General features: G+C 39.2%; 11 protein-coding genes. All 11 read left to right on the forward strand.

From position 1 onward, the window contains the following. Nucleotides 1–308 precede the first annotated feature (308 nt). The gene (locus JKG61_RS15570; RefSeq protein WP_237249499.1) at nucleotides 309–3605 is read left to right on the forward strand and encodes a SusC/RagA family TonB-linked outer membrane protein; all 3297 of its coding nucleotides are present in this window, start codon (nucleotides 309–311) and stop codon (nucleotides 3603–3605) included. A gap of 18 nt (nucleotides 3606–3623) precedes the next feature. Next, a complete protein-coding gene (locus tag JKG61_RS15575; protein ID WP_202103867.1) occupies nucleotides 3624–5438 on the forward strand; it encodes a RagB/SusD family nutrient uptake outer membrane protein in 1815 nt (604 codons plus the stop codon). 33 nt (nucleotides 5439–5471) lie between these two features. Then, the gene (locus JKG61_RS15580; protein WP_202103868.1) at nucleotides 5472–7028 is read left to right on the forward strand and encodes a calcineurin-like phosphoesterase C-terminal domain-containing protein; all 1557 of its coding nucleotides are present in this window, start codon (nucleotides 5472–5474) and stop codon (nucleotides 7026–7028) included. Nucleotides 7029–7090: 62 nt separating this feature from the next. Beyond that, nucleotides 7091–8095, forward strand: a complete 1005-nt coding sequence (locus JKG61_RS15585; RefSeq protein ID WP_202103869.1) for a LacI family DNA-binding transcriptional regulator — start codon at nucleotides 7091–7093, stop codon at nucleotides 8093–8095. 31 nt (nucleotides 8096–8126) lie between these two features. Next, nucleotides 8127–9557 carry a sialate O-acetylesterase gene (locus JKG61_RS15590; protein WP_237249500.1) on the forward strand — a complete coding sequence of 477 codons (1431 nt, stop codon included), beginning with the start codon at nucleotides 8127–8129 and terminating at the stop codon, nucleotides 9555–9557. Nucleotides 9558–9660: 103 nt separating this feature from the next. Beyond that, nucleotides 9661–10686 (forward strand): zinc-dependent alcohol dehydrogenase, encoded by a 1026-nt coding sequence (locus JKG61_RS15595; protein WP_202103870.1) that lies wholly within the window; start codon nucleotides 9661–9663, stop codon nucleotides 10684–10686. Nucleotides 10687–10719: 33 nt separating this feature from the next. Next, entirely contained in the window at nucleotides 10720–11556 is an 837-nt protein-coding gene (locus tag JKG61_RS15600; protein WP_202103871.1) for a glycerophosphodiester phosphodiesterase, read from the forward strand. A gap of 7 nt (nucleotides 11557–11563) precedes the next feature. Further along, nucleotides 11564–12607 carry a substrate-binding domain-containing protein gene (locus tag JKG61_RS15605; protein ID WP_202103872.1) on the forward strand — a complete coding sequence of 348 codons (1044 nt, stop codon included), beginning with the start codon at nucleotides 11564–11566 and terminating at the stop codon, nucleotides 12605–12607. 11 nt (nucleotides 12608–12618) lie between these two features. Next, nucleotides 12619–14100, forward strand: coding sequence for a sugar ABC transporter ATP-binding protein (locus JKG61_RS15610; protein WP_237249501.1), 1482 nt, complete (start codon nucleotides 12619–12621; stop codon nucleotides 14098–14100). Between the two features lie 10 nt (nucleotides 14101–14110). Continuing rightward, nucleotides 14111–15031 (forward strand): ABC transporter permease, encoded by a 921-nt coding sequence (locus JKG61_RS15615; protein WP_202103873.1) that lies wholly within the window; start codon nucleotides 14111–14113, stop codon nucleotides 15029–15031. Nucleotides 15032–15034: 3 nt separating this feature from the next. Next, on the forward strand, nucleotides 15035–16519 hold the full coding sequence (locus JKG61_RS15620) for a mannitol dehydrogenase family protein (protein WP_202103874.1): 1485 nt from the start codon (nucleotides 15035–15037) through the stop codon (nucleotides 16517–16519). Nucleotides 16520–16527 lie beyond the last annotated feature (8 nt).

Below are 16527 nucleotides of genomic sequence, written 5' to 3' on the forward strand. Positions count from 1 at the left end.
TGTGATAACTCTCAAATAGAACCCTTATAACTGAAACTTGGAAGACTTGCTGGCTCAAATATGGGACAATAAAGTGATATTGTCAAAAATAATGTCGAAAATATTTTTAAAATTTAAACGTTTAACTATATTTGTTTAATCGTTTAATCAATTAAATTGTAAATCTGAATAAATAGTTCCCTTTTTCGACTGATGTAGCAGACTTGCCAGTTGCCATATAATGAACCACGAAAAAAAGAACAATTATGGATATAGTTTTTAAGTTCACTAAACAAAGTGGATATCGGACAATCTTTAAATATTTGTCCATGTGCTTTCTGTGTTTGGGTTTTAGCAGTACAGTAGATGCTCAAATTAAAACACTAGAGGGAAAAGTGTTTGATGCTGATCGTAAATCTCCTTTGGCGGGGATTACAATTAGTATTAAAGGTAAAAATGTAACTACAGTGAGTAATGCAGCAGGTGTGTTTAGTATCAGGATTAATATAGCCGATACACTGTTGTTTACATCATTAGATCGGATTAATTTAGAGCGAATCTATAAAGGCGAGTCTAACATGGAGGTTTACCTGGAGTCTCAAGGGCGTGAAATGGAGGAAGTTGTCGTAGTGGGGTATGGGGTATTAAAGAAGAAGACTGTTGTCGGTGCTGTAGCCGAGATTAACGGAGATGAAATCAAGGACCGGCCGACTCCCAATGTAACTCGGGCGTTGCAAGGGCAGATACCCGGGTTAAACGTCATCCAATCGGATGGTAAACCGAATCACGGAGGAAACATTACTGTTCGGGGGCAAAATACAAGCTTCAAAGCTCGCAAAATGGGCGGTGGCGAACACAGTAATACACTGGGACAAGGGGGTGGTGCCTTGGTATTGATTGATGGTGCAGAAGGGGATATCAATACCGTCAATCCTGAAGATATTCTAACAGTAAGTGTGTTGAAAGATGCTTCGTCAGCAGCGGTTTATGGAGCAAGGGGTGCTTTCGGTGTTATTCTTATTACAACTAGAAAACCGAAAGGTAATGTCTCCAAGTTATCCTATGGTTTTGCGCAATCTTTTATGGAACGCACTGTACGATGGGAAGAAAATGTAGTTTCTGATCCGGTTGCCTGGGTCGAAGGATTTCGCGAATCGTATCAAAATGCTATGCCCAATGGAACTGTACCTTCATTGATGAATAACTATTTTCCTTATTCAGATGCTTGGTATGAGGAGTTAAAGCGTAGACAAGCTGATCCAACACTTGATAATTATAATTTAGATGAAAATGGAAATTATATCTATTATGGGGCTACCAATTGGTTGGAAGAGTTTTATAAACCGAATAATAAAGCTACGGTACATTCGCTGAATTTCTCCGGGGGTAGTGAAGCCGCCAACTATTATCTTTCGGGAAGGATGTATACTCAAGATGGTATTTATAAAATCGGGAATGAAGATTTTGATAAATACAATGTTCGAGGAAAAGGTAGTATCAAAATTAAGCCATGGTTGACCATAGATAACAATACCAGTCTTAATATCAACAATTATCTACAGCCGATGGTGCATTATGGCCAGAATGTTGTGGGAAGACAGGTTGATTTATTCGGTTTTCCTGTGGCAACCGTAAAAAATCCAGACGGAAGCTGGACGCAAACTGCCGCAAAAGTAGGTTATGCTGCTTTTTCAGAAGGAACTTCTTTTCAGGATAATAAATATTTGGAAGTTGCAAACACTTCATCTTTGCTTCTGGACATTGTCCCTGCTATTTTTAATGTTCGTGGAGATTTTACTTATAAAGCTATTCGTTCTCAACGTCAACGTGCTGAAAATCTGTATACCTTTTATACAGGTCTGACTGCATCAGGGAAAGATTATAATGAATCTTCGCTAGAAGATTGGCGTTATGATACTGATTATATCTCTGCAAATGTGGTAGGTACCTATACGCCTGAATTGGGGCATGGGCATAACTTAAATTTAGTTGCAGGTTGGAACCTCGAAGATAGCCATTATAAAAATCAAAAGACTTACCGTACCGGTAATTTATACCCTTCAAAACCTGGTTTTACACTGATGGATGGTGAATATTACTCCACGCTTTCAGGAGGTAATACTTGGGGGCTGATCGGCTTATTCAGCCGGATAAATTATAATTTTCATAATAGGTATATTGCTGAAATCTCCTTTCGCTATGATGGATCCTCGAAGTTTCCGAAAGATTCGCAGTGGGGATTTTTTCCCTCAGCTTCATTGGGATGGAACTTGTCAGAAGAAAGTTTTTTAAAGGAAAGAACCGCTAGCTGGTTAAATAATTTTAAAATCCGTGGCAGTGTTGGGTCTTTAGGGAATGCGAATATTAGTCCCTATCAGTTTTTAGAAACGTTGACATTTGCTAAGTCAAGTGTTCTTATTAATGGAAATAGAGTCCCATATACAGATGCACCTTCATTGATTCCAGAGGGGATAACCTGGGAAACCGTTACGACGTATAATATCGGAGCAGATATCGCGGTATTAAATAATAGATTAAATTTTGTTGGCGATTATTACCATCGTTATACTACCGATCTGTATACGGTCGGTCCCAATCAACCACAGGTACTCGGTAGCTCAGCACCTAGAGGTAATTTTGCTAGTCTCAAGACAAGAGGCTGGGAAGCAAGTTTAACCTGGAAAGATAAATTAGATCTACCTACGTCACCTTTACAATATAGCATCAAAGCGATGGTCTGGGATAGTAGGAGTTGGGTGACCGATTATTTCAATGCAAATGGTGATTTGACGACCTACTACGAAGGTATGGAGCTGGGAGAAATCTGGGGATTCCGTACAGCAGGTATTTATGCAAGTAATTCAGAAGCGAAAAATGGCCCGGCCTATCATTTCTTTAAGAATGGTGAAATGTTTGAAGCCTATGCCGGTGATTTAAAATTTGTGGATTTAGATGGAGATGGTATAATGACCAAAGGAGACCGTACGCTAAATAGTCATGGCGATATGGAAATCATCGGAAATACGTCGCCTAGATACCAGTTTGGATTTAATCTTGCGGCGAATTGGAAAGGTTTTGGAATATCGGGTTTCTTTCAGGGAGTTCTAAAAAAGAACTGGTATCCATGGACAGAATCAGGCTTTTTCTGGGGACAACATAATCGAGCATACGGTTTTCTTATGAAATCACAAACAGGCGATAATATTGTACAAGTAGATAAATCATCATCCGATTGGGTTGTAACGAATATGGATAAAAATCCTTATTGGACACGTCGGGTTTCCTTGGCTGCAAATCGAAATGATGGACCTTTAACTTGGGAAAATACACATTACTTGCAGGACGCAGCTTATATCCGGCTTAAAAATATAACATTAGATTATAGTTTGCCAACTTCGATTCTTGCTAAAGTAGGCGTCAGTTCTTGCCGAGTTTATGTAACAGCGGAAAATCTTTGGACATACTCGCCTATGTTTAAATATACAGCGATGTTCGATCCAGAAGTTATAGATTCAGGAGATAGCGATTTTGCCAGCTCTACAACTAGTGGATTGAGCGGAACAGGTAATGGATACTCCTATCCAATGCTGAAAAATATAACTCTTGGTCTAAATATTAGCTTTTAACCGTCCAATTTATTAGAAATGAAAAAAATAAGCCACGTTATACTATTGAGTCTCAGTCTTGGACTGATGACATCATGTGAAAAGTTTTTCGAACGCGATACTTACGATTCCATTAGTTCTGATAATTTTTTTAAAACAGAATCAGATCTTGAATTATATGCAAATGGGTTTATTCAAAAAATGACCCCATCGGCAACGACAATTGGTTACAGTGACTATCATGCCGATTACTGTGCCATCAATATTCCAACGGACTTGCTACGTCCAGATGGAAATGTTTCACCAGGCAACCAAGGAGGATGGACAGAAAGCTCTTGGAGTAATCTTCGCAACATCAATTATATGCTCACTAATATGACTAAGCTAAAAGGCAAAATAAGTGATGATGTTTACCGACATTATGAAGGAGTAGGACGATTTTGGAGAGCTTGGTTTTACTACGACAAAGTTCAGACTTTTGGTGCGGTTCCCTTTTACGATATGGTGGTAAAATCGAATGATGAAGAGGCCATGAAGAAGCCTCGGGATTCGCGCGAATTTGTCATGCAAAAAGTTTTAGAGGATCTGACTTTTGCAGCAGAGAATTGTCTAAGCACAGATAAGTTTAGAGGAGGAGGAACGCTGATTAACAAGTATGTTGCCTTGGCTGTAAAATCTAGGGTATGTTTATTTGAAGGTACGTATAGAAAATATCATCAAGTAGATCCTTCAACAGGTAAAATCTGGGAGAATGCTGGAAATAATATCAATCTTTTTTTAAACGAAGCTATTGAAGCAGCAGAGGAGTTGATGAATTCGGGAGCATTCAGTCTGGTTACTGGCGATGTTACTAAAGCTTATCGGAGTCTGTTTACTTCAGATAAACTTCTAACTAGTGAAGTAATCTGGGGTCGGATGTTTAGTAAAGATCTGTCTTTATTTCATGACTTGTCGTGGGTTTATTATTCACCTACTTATGGTAATAAGGTTTCTTTAACTAAGTCCTTTGTCAATAGTTACTTGATGAAGGATGGAACGGCCTTTACCAATAAAGGAAATTATAAAACGATACCTTTTGCAGATGAATTTAAAGACCGGGACAGCAGGTTAAGTCAGACTGTTATCTCACCCACCTATACCATGACAAATAATGGCGTTACTGCATTATACCCGCCCAATTGGTTGGTAACGCGTACGGGCTACCATCCGATAAAGTTTTCTTTAGATAATAATGCGGATAATGTGTTGTCTAGGGCAGCAAGTTGGAATAGTCTACCCATTATACGTTACGCTGAGGTATTACTTAACTATGCAGAAGCTAAAGCAGAGTTAGGACAACTTGGGCAGGCGGAGTGGAACCGCTCGATTACTCCTTTACGTAATAGAGCGGGAGTTGCGTCAATTTATCCTTCTGTTGCCGACCCTTATTTAGCAGCGTATTATCAAAATTCTATTTCAGATCCTATCTTGTTGGAAGTGAGGCGGGAGCGTGGAGTGGAACTTTGTTTGGAAATGGGACTGCGCTGGGGTGACTTAATGCGTTGGCATTTGGGTGATCTATTGAGTAGTAGCGTAAACCCATGGACGGGTATGTATATTCCCAATAGCAATGTACCAATGGATTTAAACTCGGACGGGATCATCGATTTCGAAATTGGAACAACAGAAAGTGTTAAGAGTATTGTGGTAAACTCAAGTAATGCAAATCAAACTTTTTCCATCAATGGCGATAATAATCTCCAGTGGAATTACCAAAGAGTTTGGTCAGAGTATAAATATTTACGGCCAATACCTACAGAAGCAATAATTAGAAATGGAAACCTTACGCAAAACTATCTTTGGGAAAGCAAGTAATCCTTTTTTTAGTCGTTATATAATGAAAATACAATGAAACAGTTAAGTAGATTTATATTAGTATATTTTTTATTCCTGTCTTGCGGTAAGGACAAGGTTGCCGAGATAGATTTAGACGCAGTTGAACCGGTAAAGACCGAACTGAATGGATCCACTACATTATATGGATTGATCGTCGATCAAAATAATAAACCTGTAGAAAATATGGTTGTCAGTGATGGCTTTAGTACTGCAAAAACTGATGCTAATGGGGTTTATCAACTGGAAAGACACAAAAAGGCAAAGTTCGTGTTTTATGTTTCATCCGCTGATGTAGCGATCAATGTCGATGAGGATAATTATCCTATGTTTTATCAAAAGCTTGTACTTAAAGACAAAGTCATCAGACATGATTTTAAAGTCGTAAAAACAGATGTGGAGGATAAATTCACGCTCTTCGCTATTGCGGATCCTCAATGTCGCAATATGTCCGAGGTTGCTCGTTTCAAGAATGAAACTATGGCTGATATTAAAACCAATATTTCTAGATACACGAATGTAATAGGGCTTACATTAGGCGATATTGTATTTGATGCTCCCGAATTGTTGTCCGAAATGAAAGGGGCAATGTCCAATCAAGGAATACCCTTTTTTCAGACTATTGGTAATCATGATCACCTACAGACGGCGAGTTCCGAAGATAAATCAGAAGAGGGGTTTCGAAATACGTTCGGCCCAACCTATTATTCATTTGATCGAGCCAATGTACACATTGTTGTGGTCGATAATGTTATTTACGAAGGAAAGCAGTCTTATCGGGGTGGTTTAACGGAGAGTCATTGGAAATGGCTTCAATCCGATCTTTCGCACGTAAGTAAAGATAAAATGATACTTTTTGTTTGTCATATTCCGTTTCGTAATGGAAGTGCGGTTAATCATGTCGATTATTATAATGAAATATTAGACTTGTTAAGTACTTTTAAGGAAGCTCATATTTTAAATGGACATACGCATTACCAAACAAATTATCTGCATAAGCGAAATGGGAAAACTATTTATGAGCATGTTCATGGGACAGCATGTGGGGCTTGGTGGAATTCGACAATTTGCGCAGATGGTACACCTAATGGTTATGCGGTCTATGAAATAGAAGGTAACAGTATGAAAAATTGGAAATATAAGTCGACCAATTACCCGGATAATTTTCAGTTACGTGTTTATGATGCGAGTCAGGCTTTTGGTCCAACAAATAAATACAACTACATTTTTGCGGATTCAGGAAACTTGAATTTATCTGGTGATGGTTGGGTCGTGGCGAACGTTTGGAACGCTGACGATAACTGGAAAATTGAACTTTTCCAAAATGGGGTGAAGGTTCAAGATATGACAAAAAAGACAAGTCGCGATTTATGGGCTACTTACTATCATTTAGAGACATTAGGGAAAACTAAAGGCTCTGATTTTGATAAATCATTGAATCATTTCTACGTGGGTAAATTGAACAGTCCAGCAGGTATCTCAAATTTCGAAGTCCGTGCTACCGATATTTTTGGAAATGTATACAAAGCGACGACGTTAAAAACGGATTTTATGGGAATTGGTGCATATTAATTGAAATTCTTTTTATTTTCATATTTATTAAGAAACAGAAATTCGATAGAACGGGATTGCCCATGATAAAAAAGACATCTTTAAAAGATATAGCACACGAAGCAGGGGTATCTATTGCCCTTGTTTCGTATGTCCTGAACGGGAAAAATACGAAGCGAATAAACGTAGAAACTGCTGAGAAAATAAAGCAAATAGCAAAAGCTCTGAATTATCAGCCTAACCAGATTGCTAAAAGTCTTAAAAGTAACAAAACTTATACCCTTGGGCTTATAGTAGCCGATATTTCTAATTTTTTTTATAGTTATATAGCTGGGCATATCGAAGACGAAGCTAATAGATTTGGCTATAATGTACTCTTTGGGAGTGCCTATGAAGACCCCAAACGATTTCAAAAATTGTTAGATGTTATGTTAGCAAGGCAAGTAGATGCATTAATATTGGCTATTCCGGATGGGGCTGAAGATAGTTTGAATACTATAAAGGATTCCGGTGTTCCTTTTGTCCTTATTGATCGTGAATTTCCAGAATTTGGCGAATTGAACTCGATCGTATTGGATAACTACAATGCCTCGGCTTCTGTGGTACGAAAGTTTGCATCTCTAGGCTGTCGTAAGGTTGCAGCTATTGGATTGGAAAGCAATCTGTTTCATTTGCAAGAGCGGAGTCGCGGATTTACGGAGATCGCGGAGCAGATATTAGGTCCATCTACTGGAAAAGTATATAATCTTTCAGAGGGAAGTTTGCCCGATAAGATCCAACCGCTGATTAAGCAGATTCTTGAAGAAGAGCAGGTTGATGGAATCTGTTGTTTTACCAATAAGATTGCCATGGCCACTTTGCCGCTACTTTTATCGCTTAAGGTACAAGTACCTAAAGAAATAACAATAATCTGTTATGACGAGGTTGAAGCCTATAAGCTTTTTCCCTATCCTATGTCCTTTGTAAGGCAGCCGCTAGAGGAGATGAGTAAGGAGGCAGTTCGATATCTGCTGGGACAAGACAAGCATAAAGTAATGGGGGTACGCAAGTTTGAAGCAGTTTTGATTGATATGCAAGGATATTCCTGATTAGAAATTTACCATTTAAACCTATATAATAATGCGAGTTATTTTATCTTTTTTTTATAGCTGTATTTTGTTGTTTTCTGTGACAACTTTACATGCTCAGTTACGACTGCCATCGTTTTTTTCGGATAATATGGTTCTTCAGCGTGATACGGTTACGAAATTTTGGGGATGGGCAAAAGCTGGATCCAAAGTGAAAGTTAAGGCGAGTTGGTTGTCTGATACACTTGAAGCTGTTACCACGGGTGAAGCCGCTTGGTCTGTAGCATTACCAACAAGTAAAGCAGGGGGACCTTATACCTTAACGGTTTTATCAGGTGCTCAGAAGCTTGAATTGAAAAATTTGCTTATGGGGGAGGTCTGGATTTGTTCGGGTCAATCTAATATGCAATGGAATTCAACTAATGACCTGAAGGAGATGAAAGATCGTTTGCCAAACATCGCGAATTCAAAGATACGTTTGCTAAACGTCAGTAATATAGCTTCGGCGTTTCCACAAGATGATTTGAGGAATAGCTGGCAGGTATGCGACCCTGTTTCAGCGGAGACTTTTAGCGCTATCGGGTATTTTTTTGCTGAAAAGCTAAATCAAGAACTTGATGTACCGATAGGTATTATAAATTCGAGCTGGGGAGGTACCTGTGCCGAAGTATGGACTCCAGAGCAGGTTGTACTGCAGGATTGGACATTACAGGAAGCGTCTCTTTTGAAGAAAACAGCTCCAAGGAAGCCAAATTTACCGGGTAGAGCTTGGAATAGCATGGTTCGCCCCATTGTTGGCTACGCTGTTGCTGGCGTGTTATGGTACCAGGGCGAAGATAATGTAGTTTCTTGGTCTTCTTATGAAAAGTTGTTCAGCGCTATGATTTCCGCATGGCGCGAAGAATGGAAAGATCCATTTCCATTTTATTTTGCACAGATTGCTCCATATAGCTACAATAATAAAGATTTGCCGCGGGCAGCATACCTAAGAGAGGCTCAGGTACACACTGCTTTACACCATGAAAATGTATATATGGTGCCGACTTCTGATTTAGTGCCTGATGTGAAGAACATACATCCAACAAGAAAAAAAGAAGTTGCCGAACGTTTTGCAAATATTGCTTTGGCTAAAAATTACGGTTTGCAGCGAGCACAGGTTTTAGCACCTATTTATAAAAATCATGTCATTGAGGGGAATAAAATATTAATAGATTTTTATCATATGGCGCAGGATGAACTTGTCTCCCCATCAGGAAAACAGATTCCACATTTAATGATTGCTGGAGCAGATAAAGTATTTCATCAGGCTGATTTTAAAATAAAGGGAAGCCAACTTCAGGTTTTTAGTAAATACGTTCCGAAACCTGTGGCAGTACGTTATGCATTTTCTGAAACAGATTTAACCGATTTAAAGGCTACAAATGGGCTGCCTGTATCATTATTTCGGACGGATGACTGGTTGCAGTTTACGGAAGCTCAATAATTTTATGATGATTAAAAAAGTAAATAATATTGCTTTTCCTCCTTGTTTAATCGTTTAAATTTTTTAATTTTAAAGTCTAAACGTAATTCAACAATTATAAATCATGAAACAAGCAATCTTAGTTTCTCCTGAGCATATTGTATTTTCTGAGGTAGCCGAGCCTGCTCAATTGGGGTCTAACGACGTACTTATACATATTAAAAAGATAGGAGTTTGTGGATCCGATATCCATGCTTATAAAGGCAAACATCCCTTTACCCAGTTGCCTGTAGTCCAGGGGCACGAGTATAGTGGGCAGGTCGTACGTGTAGGATCTGCTGTCATGAAGGCTAAGGTAGGGGATAAGGTAACCGGTAGACCACAGCGTGTGTGTGGAAGCTGTGGGCCATGCCGGTCCGGTCGTTATAATGTATGTGCTAATCTTCAGGTAGAAGGTTTTCAGGCGCCTGGGGTAGCTCAAGATTATTTTGTGCTACCTGAAGATCGCTTATATGTCATACCGGAATCTATAGATTTTGACGCAATCGCACTGATAGAGCCTGCTGCAGTGGCTGCCCATGCTACGGCGATGATTCGAGATATAGGTTCCAAAAATATCGTCATTTCTGGTGCGGGGCCAATTGGCAATATCATAGCTCAATTTGCTAAGTTACGTGGTGCAAAGCGCGTGATTGTAAGTGATTTCAATCCGTTTCGTCTTCAGAAAATGCACGATCTAGGTATTACGGAAACAATAAACCTTGCTGAAGAAAACTTTGAAGATGGTTTAAAGCGTATCTTAAAAGATGAATCCTTTCAAGTAGGTATTGAAGCTGTTGGAGTCGAGCCCGCGTTACATAATCTCGTAGATCATATTGAAAAGGCGGGGCAGGTAATAATTGTTGGGGTCTATGAAGAGTTTCCTAGATTAAATATGGGATATGTTGGAGAGCACGAGCTTACTATTCAAGGGAGTATGATGTACAAGGACGAAGATTATCAGGAGGTGATTAGGTGTCTCACCGAAGGTAAATTACAGCTTTCTGCATTGATCACACAGCGATTTCCATTTGAGAACTATAATGAAGCTTATCAATTTATAGAAAAGCAAGCTTCCAGAACTATAAAGGTTTTGATTGATGTAAACTAATAAGAGAAATAAAAACTTTCAAATTTTGAAGAGATGAACAAATTAATAAAAACTACTCGTTTGATAGCAATTGTCGTTTTGTGCTTATCAGGTTATTCCTATTGTTTTGCCCAGAAAGCTGAAGTTAAGCTTTTTGCACATCGGGGTGGTATGGCCGAAACGGATGAAAATACAATCAGTGCATTTGAAACAACCTATAACAGAGGGTTACGCGGGTATGAAACAGATATACGTATTACAAAAGATGGGCATTTGGTTATTTTTCATGATGACTCTTTTGATCGAATGTTGGGAATCAAGGGTTCTATAGAAACATTAACGTTAAAGGAAATTAAAAAGCTCAAAACAAAAAAAGGTAACCCTATTCCAACATTGGATGAGTTCTTGACTTTTTTTAAGGATAAAGATGGGGTTTATATTGAGTTTGAAATGAAAACCAACAAGCCGTTGTATGATGAAACGACGCTGGAAAAATACTGTGATATGTTGTATACCAAAGCATATGCAGCTAAACCTGCTAACTCTGATTATGTGTTAACTTCTTTTGATCCAAGACCACTGAAATATTTAAAGCAAAAATACCCAAATGTGGATCTACTATTGATCAAAAGCGAAGCGTTGAGTCAAAAAGTGTTGGATGAAGCAAAAGGATTAGGGGTTACGCGAGTGGGCTGTAGAGCAGAGAAAACAACACGTAGCATGGTGACAGAAGCAAAGAAACAAGGATTTACCGTAAGCCTTTGGCCGGGGCATAGCGTGGAGGACTTTTTTCTTGGGGTAGCATTAGGCAGTGATTATTTATGCTCGGATGTACCTTATGAAGTTACAGAGAGGGTACGCAATAGTGCACCTTGGATCACCTTAAAATAATTAAGCTATGCGGTTTAAAAAAATAGCTAGCTGTTTGTTGACGAGTATCATCTCTGTTCATGTTCTCCTATTTACCGGGTGTCTACCCAGAGAAGCCAAGCTGCAATCTAAAGCAGAAGAAAGTACATCGTTGACCGATCAGTATCAGTCCAAAAAAGATTTATCCCTTGTTAAAGTTGGTTATTGCGGCCCATCCATGGTTGCTCCCTATTATGTAGCGTTAGAAACAATCATCAAAAAGCAAGTTCAAGCATATGGGATGCAATATTTTACGGCTGATGGTCAAGAAGATGTCGCAAAGCAGGTCGCAGCAATCGAAGATCTTTTGTCAAAAGGGATACAGGTATTAATATTGAATCCGTTGGATTCCAAAGCCGTTGTCCCGGTGGTGAAACGTGCACATGAAGCAGGGGTAATGATATTTATTGTCGATTCAATGATAGATGAATCGGCACCCTACATTGCTTCTATAGTGGCTGATAATACGCTGAATGGAGAATTGTTAGGACTATGGCTTGCCGACCAAAGAAAGGAGGAGTTGAAGATTGCAGTTATATCAGGAAACCAAGGGAATCCGGTAGGACGGGAGAAACGATTAGGCTTCGTACGTGGTTTGGTGGACGGTCAGTTACATCATACTGCGAAGACCAATTTCAGTATTGTTGCGCAAGGCTGGGGAAAATGGAACAATAACGGAGGTGTAAAGGCGATGGAGGACATTTTGGTCGCTCATCCCTACGTAAATGTTTTGTTGGCAGAAAATGATGCAATGGCCATGGGCGCATTGAAGGCAATAAAGGAGATGGGGAAGGATAAGCAGATAACTGTTTTGGGATATGATGGACAAAAGGAAGCCTATGAAATGATTAAGGAAGGTACATTTGCGGCAACTGCTCAAAATAGTCCTAGAATATTAGGAGAAATGGTGGTTGAGACTACAGTTAAATATTTAAATGGAGAAAAGAATATTGAGAAACTCATCTATACACCGTCGGTACTAATCTCTAAAAAGAATGTAGATGCGTTCTACGATCCAAAGGCTTTGTTTTAAACTATATTTTTATGGATACCATGTTATATCTACAGGATATCACTAAATCTTTTGGTGGGGTAAAAGCTTTGAAAGGCGTCAATCTCGAGATTGCTGGCGGTGAAATACATGCTTTATTAGGCGAAAATGGTGCTGGAAAGTCTACATTAATGAAGATTATTTCGGGAGCACACCAATCAGATACCGGTTCACTTATATTTCGAGGAAAGGAGATCAGTAATAACAATCCACATTTAGCAAAAGGTCTTGGTATTAGTATTATATATCAAGAGTTTTCTTTAGTGCCAGAATTGTCTGTGTCCGAAAATATTTATTTGGGCCGTCCTGGTAGCTGGATTGACTGGAAGCAACTTGATAAAGATGCTGAAGCGTTGATCCATTCTTTAGGATTTGAAATCGATGTAAAAAAAAAGGTATCACAACTTCCTGTGGCACAGCAACAGGTTGTAGAGATTGCTAAGGCATTAGCACAGCAAGTAAACCTGTTAATACTGGATGAGCCCTCTGCTGTATTGGGTACAGCAGAGATTAAGAAACTTTTTTCTCTTTTGCAAAAGCTGAAGGAAAAAGGTGTCGGTATAATTTATATTTCACATCATTTAGAAGAACTTTTAGAGCTGTCAGACCGGATTACTGTTTTAAAAGATGGGAAGACTGTACAGACCGTTAAAACCAGTGAAGTATGCAAAGATAAGTTAGTACAGCTTATGGTGGGAAGGGAAATGTCACAGCTTTATCCCCAAAAGATAAACACTATTAAGTCTGACGAATACTTACAAGTTTCCAACTTAAAAAGCTCGTTTAGTAAGGAAGTGCTATCGTTCTCCATACGTAAAGGGGAAATTCTAGGCGTCGGGGGGCTTGTGGGATCGGGGCGGACAGAGCTATTAGAAAGTCTTTTCGGACTACTAGGAGCGAAGGCCGGTATGATCAATTTTGAAACAGGCACGTTGCAGCTACACTCGCCACGTAAGCTGGTGGCGCAAGGATTAGGGATGGTACCAGAGGATAGGAAGCGATACGGAGGTTTATTAGAATTAAGCATTCGAGAGAATGTTAGCCTAGCCAATATGGGAAAGATTTCAAATAAATACGGGTTTTTAGATTTAAAAAAAGAACGAGCAGTTGTTTCTGATTTGATAAAAAAGCTTCAGATTAAATTAGGTGATATGGATGATCAACTCGCTACACTTAGTGGCGGAAATCAACAAAAAGTAATCTTAGCCAAATGGCTGAATTTAGATCTAAAGGTTTTGCTAATTGACGAACCTACCCGTGGGGTAGATGTCGGCGCTCGTTTTGAAATTTATCAGATCATTCAAGAGTTAGCTGATCAAGGAATATATATACTCATGGTTTCTTCAGATATGGAAGAGCTTATTGGACTTTCTGACCGTATTCTTGTACTAAAAAATGGCCATCTACAGGGGATCATTGATCGTCGCGATTTTAGCGAAGAATCGATTTTACGTATGGCTATCGGAGCCAATTAATTTGTGAATTATGAAAGAAAAACTAATTAAAAATAATACCTTCATTATATTTATTGTGTTGTTGCTGGCTTCTAGCTTGCTCTCTGAGTCTTTTTTGACGATGACAAACCTTACTAATCTCTTACGTCAGGTGGCTCCTATAGGCTTGGTGAGTATTGGTATGTTTCTCGTTATCTTAACCGGAGGAATTGATTTATCTGTTGGATCAATCCTTGCATGTATCGGGGTGGTTTTTGCTGTGCTTTCCCATGAAGTCTACTATAGTGCGGGTTTGGTAATCTCTTTGCTGGTAGGTGTCGGAATTGGTGCTTTTTCCGGTTATTTAGTTGCCTATCAAAGAGTAGCACCATTCATAGCTACATTAGCCTTAATGACTATTGTTCGTGGTGCAGGTTTTTTACTCTCAAAGGGTGCTCCAATTACGATAGGAGAACATTCATCTGCGATTTTGACATTGGGTACAGGTAGTTTGTTGGGTATTCCTTATTCTGCTTTTATACTGTTTGTTGTATTTGGAGTGGTATATTGCCTACTTCGCTACCACGTGCTCGGACGTCACATCGTTGCGGTCGGTTCTAATGAAGAAGCCGTGCGTTTATCGGGAATATCAGTTGAAAGGACCAAGTTTGTTGTTTATGTAGTTTGTGCATTTTTGACGGCGCTTGCCGCGTTACTTACTGTTGGTCGAACAGGAGTTGGGACACCCAATATTGGTGTTGGTTTAGAATTGGATGCTATAGCAGCAGTCGTCATCGGAGGAGCTAGCCTTTCCGGAGGTAAAGGAAGTGTCTGGCATACCCTTTTGGGCGTACTTATATTGGCTATGATTGGGAATATCATGAATTTACTGGACGTTACTTCTTACTTGCAGCAATTGATAAAAGGGGTTATCATTATTGTCGCTGTTATTTTTCAAAAACATCAAAAGTAATTTATGAATACGTTAAACAAGGAGACGGCAAAGCAATTGGCTTCCTCTGCTACTATACTCAATGGAGGCGCTTTGGACGTTGAAAATCAAATTGTACACATAGGTATTGGAGGATTTCATCGTTCGCATCAAGCTTTTGCTTTAGCAAAGCTTATTAATACTGATCCGGAACAATACCAAAAATGGCAAATTACGGGTGTAGGGTTAATGCCCAATGATTTAAAGTTAGTCGAGCACTTTAATCAACAAGATCATATTTACGCCTTGCGGACGATAGCTTATGATAAAAAGGAGAAAACATATTTGATATCTACTATCAAGGATATGCTTCATTCCAGTTTAAATACGCAGGGTATAATTGATAAAATTGCAAATCCCAACACAAAGATCATCAGTTTTACGATAACAGAAGGTGGGTATCTGGTTGATTTTGATAAAAATCAGTTTCAGATAGATAATGTTGATATCCAGTATGATTTGCAGCACAGAGGTCGACCTAGAACAGTTTTTGGCTTTTTAGCTGCCGGCTTAGCCGCTCGAATGGCACAGGGAGGGACACCATTAATAATGATGTCCTGTGATAATATCTTAGGGAATGGAGATGTCTTACGTTTGGCCTTGTTATCTTTCCTTGAGGCTTATGATACTCAGATTAGGGAGTGGGTGGCGAGCGAGTTTACCTTTCCCAATAGTATGGTCGATCGGATCACACCTATAACAACAGAAAAAGATAAAGACAATTTTGAAGAACAGTATGGATTGCGTGACAATTGTTTGGTGGTGTCCGAAGACTTTTTCCAATGGGTGATAGAGATGCCTGCTAGCCATGACGATTTCCCTCCACTTGACCAGGTGGGTGTACAATTTGTTCAGCATGTTGCACCGTACGAAGGTATGAAATTAGGCATATTAAATGCAGGACATACCTTGGTAGGTTTGTTAGGAGATGCCTTTGGCTATGATAGAATACACGATGCAGTTCAGGACAGGACAATCTGGAAGTTGTTTGAATTGTTTGTTGATAAAGAGGTGATTCCGGTATTGGAGCCGATTGATGGAGTTGATTTTAAGCAATATTTTGAACAGGTTCGAACTCGTTTTGCTAATCCGATGATCAATGATAGTACGGCAAGGATAATTTCGGGAACCTCAGATAAGTTTCCAAAATTCGTCTTACCGACAATTCAAAAGCAGCTAAAGCGTAATGACAGTAGGATAGATATATCTGCTCTGATTGTTGCACTTTGGTGGAAGTATTTAAACAAACAAATGTGGGATGACAATATGGCGTATGTGCAGGATAGTTTGAAGGAAGAGTGGCTAAGGGTTTTTCAGGACGAATTGGATTCTGCGGACGATTTTTTGGCTTACAGTCCTGTTTTTGGTGAATTATCCGATATTACGAACTTTAATTCGAAATATAAGGATGCCATAGCCGCTATACGGGAGAATCGATTAGGGCAATATATAGATACAATACTATTTTAAGAGATATA

Source organism: Sphingobacterium faecale (genome assembly GCF_016746095.1).
Taxonomy (GTDB): domain Bacteria; phylum Bacteroidota; class Bacteroidia; order Sphingobacteriales; family Sphingobacteriaceae; genus Sphingobacterium; species Sphingobacterium faecale.